This is a genomic window from Phreatobacter oligotrophus (genome assembly GCF_003046185.1).
Taxonomy (GTDB): Bacteria; Pseudomonadota; Alphaproteobacteria; order Rhizobiales; family Phreatobacteraceae; genus Phreatobacter; species Phreatobacter oligotrophus.
In genome coordinates, this window is the sequence record NZ_PZZL01000042.1 from 1 (window position 1) to 5,373 (window position 5,373).

5 protein-coding genes are annotated in these 5,373 nt (G+C 63.8%); 2 read left to right on the forward strand and 3 right to left on the reverse strand.

Annotated elements, in window-relative coordinates; all coding sequences use genetic code 11:
• The first annotated feature begins 126 nt into the window (after positions 1 to 126).
• Positions 127 to 570, forward strand: coding sequence for a hypothetical protein (locus C8P69_RS23095; RefSeq protein WP_146167448.1), 444 nt, complete (start codon positions 127 to 129; stop codon positions 568 to 570).
• Positions 571 to 2,150: 1,580 nt separating this feature from the next.
• Here the strand turns inward: C8P69_RS23095 and C8P69_RS23100 are convergent.
• Together C8P69_RS23100 and C8P69_RS23105 are read right to left on the reverse strand one after the other, a co-directional pair.
• Entirely contained in the window at positions 2,151 to 3,437 is a 1,287-nt protein-coding gene (locus C8P69_RS23100) for a tyrosine-type recombinase/integrase (protein WP_108179781.1), read from the reverse strand.
• A gap of 377 nt (positions 3,438 to 3,814) precedes the next feature.
• Positions 3,815 to 4,063, reverse strand: a complete 249-nt coding sequence (locus tag C8P69_RS23105; RefSeq protein ID WP_146167449.1) for a hypothetical protein — start codon at positions 4,061 to 4,063, stop codon at positions 3,815 to 3,817.
• Positions 4,064 to 4,455: 392 nt separating this feature from the next.
• Here C8P69_RS23105 and C8P69_RS23110 point away from each other — a divergent pair, with 392 nt between their 5' ends.
• Positions 4,456 to 5,079 carry a pyridoxamine 5'-phosphate oxidase family protein gene (locus tag C8P69_RS23110; RefSeq protein WP_108179783.1) on the forward strand — a complete coding sequence of 208 codons (624 nt, stop codon included), beginning with the start codon at positions 4,456 to 4,458 and terminating at the stop codon, positions 5,077 to 5,079.
• Positions 5,080 to 5,113: 34 nt separating this feature from the next.
• On the opposite strand, the gene C8P69_RS23115 is transcribed toward C8P69_RS23110, so the two are convergent.
• Positions 5,114 to 5,373, reverse strand: a 260-nt coding sequence (locus C8P69_RS23115; RefSeq protein WP_146167450.1) for an aldehyde dehydrogenase family protein, incomplete at its 5' end; no start/stop codon positions are given.

Sequence of the window (5,373 nt, forward strand, 5' to 3'; positions counted from 1 at the left end):
GGCTGGCCTGGTACAACCACCACCGGCCCCATGTTAGCCTCGCACGACGATCGCCGGCTCAGGTACTCGCCGGAACAACCTGATCAGAACCCACACCTAGAGGGCCTGCAGCGGAGCCTACCGATCATGCGGGCACTCACCATCGCCGTCATCGATACCCAGCGCCTGGTGAAAGAGGCGCAGCGGTCGATGGTCGAGGCTCGAGCCGCTATAGACGATGGTGTATCGCAGATAGCGGACCTTGCTGCAGCACTCGACGCGGTGCGCCGTGCGGCCAATGCCTTGAGCGACGAGCCAACCCCCCTGTACGGCCATGCCGCCAAGCTCGAGGAAGAGATTGCGGGCCGGCTCCGCCGGGCGCACGCCACCAACGAGGCGGACGCGGCCATTCGGGAGAAGGCCCTTCTCATGTTCATCGCGAACCCGCCAGGAGCGGCCGAGGAGGACGAGAATGCCGGGGGTCTTAGTGATCGCCTGGGGAGCAGCTGGGCGGATGCCAGCGGCCCGGCGGATCGGGACGCGATGCTGCGCCGCCAAGGTGACGCACAAACCATCGGCGCTGAGCTATGAGAGGGCACCGCGCGATGGTTTGGCTTGCCCTCACCGGTGCGCTCGATTTGCTGACGGGCGCGCTGCTCAAGGCGGCAGAGGCCTGCCAGCGGGCCTCCGTAGCGATTGAGAAAAGGTCGCGGCTCTAGCCCGGCGGCGAAACCAACGAAGGATAAGCGGACACGCGCCCCCGGCCATGCTGGGGGCGTTTTGCTTTGTAGGAAGCACCGCGAGCGGGAGGCAGGGCCACGGGAGTTAGGCAGAGCATTGGTAGGAGGTGGCGCCAGCATGGGCGCGGTGACAAGAGTGGCGTTGCCAGACAGAAAGTTCCGCACAATCCGATGGTTGGGGTGGTGACGAAATCGGGCGCGGCAAGCTGCGCAGCAGCGGGAGAACAGAGACTTTTTCCGATTTTTTTGCCCCAGGTTTGGGCCATCGCGCTCTGCATCGGCGCAAGCCTCAAAGGCGGGGCGGCTCGGCGGGCGCCTGCAATCAGGTGCAAGCCCCACAATTCCCGGTTTCCTCAGGGCTCCCGCTTCCGCCTAGTCGCCCATTACGGCCCACCGCGGAGCGACTTGCTCGCCCTGTAGGGCACCCAAAGCATGGCCCAGGCTTACTCGCCGTCTCGGCCAGCTATCACAAATGCACTGAACTCGGCGGCGTTTACTGAGTATGTATCTCCGCCACTACCCTGGTGATTTTGTGGAATACACTACAGCTGTGTACCCGCATGACGCCCCTATGAACCTAGACATCTGTTCTGTGTACTCTTTTGCCTCTTCCTGTGAACCTATGAACTACTCTGTGAACTCTGTGAACCCAGACTTTTGAATTGGCTTTCTGACAAAAAATCGGCCCCTTAGTGGCCGCGTAGGGGGTGGGGTGTGGGAAGGACCCAGGCACGGGGGGGGGTAGGGGTGCTCAGGCGGCGCCTGGTGGGCGCGCGGTGGTGAATGTGGGTGCGCCCGACCCCTCCCAGACCTGCGCACCACCATCGCTGCGACGGCTGATCAGGCGAAATCGAGGAGGAGAGGCCGCAGGCGAGAAGCCACTGCGGCAGCACCACGGCCCCTCCAGCCAGCTGCGAGCCTGCCCGACCACCTCTTGGCACACCGGCCAGCGCCGCGTCACCGGTTACAGTAACCGGTGGTGACACCTGAACCGGTTACACAGAACCCTATATAGATCAATAACTTGAAGGTGCTGTAACCGGTGTAACCGGTGTAACCGGCATTTTGGGGAAGGGTAGGAGATTGACACATGGGGGGAGGGCGCAAGCCCAACAGGTGGCCCTATATATAAATATATATTTTTCAGAAAAAGATATGAAATTCAAATACATACGGTTACGCGGATTGCTCGGCGCGAGCGCGAGATGCAGCCGGCATCCGCCCGCGTTTCCCTAACCTCTTCAAAAACACCGGTTACACCGGTTACACCGGTTACACCCCACGTAAGCCGTTGTAATATCTACCTTTTGCTGTAACCGGTTTGGGTGTCGCCACCGGTTACTGTAACCGGTAGCGCCGCACGATCGGGGGATCATGGGCAGCCGAAAAATCCCTTGCCCTCCCCGCCGACCGGCGCGGCCGGCCCCGCGATCACTTCCTATCATCGGCATTGTCGGGATCATCCGCGGGCTGGGGGTCGAGCCCCTCCAAGATCCGCGCACCAACGATCTCTGCGACCCCGCGGACAGGATTGGCGTCGAAGCTCACATAGCGCTGCGACATGCTGATGTTTGAATGCCGGAGGAGGTCCCTGACGATGAAGGCGCTGACGCCCGACTGACCGGCATAGGTGCCAACCGTGTGCCTCAAGTCGTGCAGCCGAACGTCTGGGATGCCGGCTCGATCACGTAGGCGCTGCCATCCCGCCTCCATCACCTCTTTAGTGATGTGACGCTCTCGATTGGCAGGCCGCGGCAGAAGCCAGGGGCTGCCCTTGACCATCGGCAGCGAGCGAATGATGTCCAGGCATGCGGCGCTTACCGGGTGAGGCTCGCGTGGTCCGCCTTTACGAGATGGTAGGGCGAGCGTTCCGGCCGCGAAGTCCACATCGGCTCGCCGGAGGCCGAGGACCTCTGAAAGCCGGGCGCCTGTGAGCAGGAGAATGCGGACGGTTGCCACCACCTGCCATGCCAAGGGGGTGCGCTGGTTCTCAGGATGTGCCCGATGTTTGGCTTTCTCCGGTGGAAGGTCCGTAGCTTGGCGCCATGGCAAGCCGATGGTCTCGGCCTCTTTCAATGCCGCGCCGAGACGCGTCACTTCTTCCATCGTCAGAAAGCGCTTCCGCTTGTTCTCGCTGAATCGAGCGATGGTCCCGCACGGGTTCGAATTCTCCGGGCGGAGCTTCCAGACTTCGGCAAGCGACAGGGCCTTTGAGAGGATGGCCACCGCGTGGTTGGCGCGGCGAGGCGTGGCGCGCATCGCTGAGTGAAGGCGAGCAACGTCCGCACTCGTGAGCGCCTTGACCTTCAATGCGCCGAGGCGCGGCTTCAGATGCTTTTCAACAAGTCGCGCGACATCGCGATAGGTGGATTCGGCATTGTGCTGCCGGACGTGATCCTCGAGATAGCGATCGAACAGGTCCGCCATCGTCTCGGCGGCGCGCTTCTCTTGGCGATCCGCCAGCGGATCTTCACCCTGTGCCACCTGCGCCAGCGTCTGCCGGGCGAGATGCCGCCCCTGGTCCGCTGTAAGCGCTCCATAGCGGCCGAGCGTCAGTCGGCGAGAGCGGCCTGCGGCATTGCGATACTGGACGATGAAGCTTTTGATGCCGCTGGACAGCGCCAGCACCCCAAAACCCCGCAGCTCTGTGTCCCACAGGATGCTTCGCGGCCCCTCTGCACTGAACGCGTCAATCGTTCTCTTGGTCAATTTGGGCATGAACCCACCGGATGCGAGCCGAAAAAGCGAGCTTGCAGCCTAGGCCCGCGCCGACGCTGTGTCAGCACTATGTAAGCAAACGGGCGCGAAATGCACCGCAAACGTGCGTAACCAGCGCTAGACGCTAAAGCCCGTTATGCTCGACTTTGCAGGGTGTTAGCGCAGTTTGTCGTAGTCAGCCGAAATCACTATCGACAGATTGTGGCTCTGGAGGTCCCCCGTTCGAGCCGGGGCGGCTGTACCATTCTTCCCCGTCACCCCTTCGCCTGACTGTCCCGGCGCCGATCGTCTTCGGCGGCCGTCGCGGGTGCTGCTTGGCGCACGAAAAAGCCGGGGCGCGAGCCCCGGCTTTTCCATGTCAGGCGTTGAGCCCGTGATTACTGGCCGGCGGAGGAGAAGGCCTCCGGAACGTTGGCATGGTCCTGAGCGCCGGTGGCGTCGGCCTGGACGCGCATGGCCGAGCGATAGCTGACGCGCGGTGCGCTGAACTCGCGGGGGGAGACGGTGTTGACGATGTCGCGCTCCGGGGTGCCGAGGAAGGACGAGCCGCCGGCCTCCTGGGCGATGGCGCCGGTGGCGAGGGGAGCGATGGCGAGGGTGGCGAGAGCCAGGGTGCGGAAGTTCATGATGATCTCCTGTTCGAACGCGCGGGCGGCATATCGGGACACGCGTCGCCCGGTGAAGGTTGGTGTCGGCGGGAGGTGTCCGCCGTCGACAAGGAGACAGATGGACCTCCGGCCGATCACTTGCCAATCACGAACTTGAGAAATTGCAATGATGAATGCCCTCTTAATATTGCATCCGTGCACAATCGCACATCCGTGATCATTGGTCGCGAAACCGTGAGCCGGCAAGCCTTGCGGACTCCGAACCGATGACGGGTTCCCGCAGGACGCTCTCGCGATCCTGCCGCGACGCGAAGGGCCACCCTGCGCAACCCCCACTGGCGCTTTGCGGTGATTGGCTATTGTCTGCCTGCACTCTGCGGCGCCGCGAGGCGCAACCCGAGGAGACAGCCATGAGCGAGCCTTCCCCCGTCATCGCCGACACCGGCAGCCTGCGCGACCTCTATGGCGAGCCCGGCGAGACCGCGGCGCGCAAGATCCAGGACAGGCTGGATGCCCATTGCCGCCGCTTCATCGCGCTCTCGCCCTTCCTGACCATCGCCAGCACCAGCGAGACCGGCACGGACTGCTCGCCGCGCGGCGATGCGCCGGGCTTCGTCCATGTCGTCGACGACAAGACGCTGATGCTGCCCGACCGGCGCGGCAACAACATCCTCGACACGTTGCAGAACGTGCTGGCGCGGCCGGAGGTCGGCCTTCTCTTCTTCGTGCCGGGGCTGAACGAGACGCTGCGCGTCAACGGCCGGGCGCGGATCGTCACCGATCCCGCGGTGCTCCAGTCCATGGCCATCAAGGGAACCATCGTGCCGAGCTCCGCCATGGAGATCGCTGTCGACCAGGTCTATTTCCACTGCGGCCGGTCGATCCTGCGCGCCGACCTCTGGAATCCCGGGAAGAAGGTGGGTCGCGACGCCTTCCCGACGCTCGGCGTGGTGCTCGCCGACCAGATCGCCGGGGTGGATGCGGGCGCGACCGACAAGCGGCTCGAGGCCGCCTACACCACCAACCTCTATTGAAGCGGGGCGGCCGCGCGGGCCGCCCCAGTCATCGTCAGGCCGCGCCGTAGCCGACCGTGCCCTTGATCTCGAGGAACTCCTCGAGGCCGAAATCGGCATATTCGCGCCCGTTGCCGGACTGCTTGTAGCCCCCGAAGGGCGCACCGGCGTCCCAGGCGGGATAGTTGATGTAGACATTGCCGGAGCGCATCCGCGCCGCGACCTTGCGGGCCTTCTCGATGGAGCCCGACTGGACATAGGAGGCGAGGCCATAGGGCGTGTTGTTCGCCCGCTCCACGACCTCTTCCTCGTCCC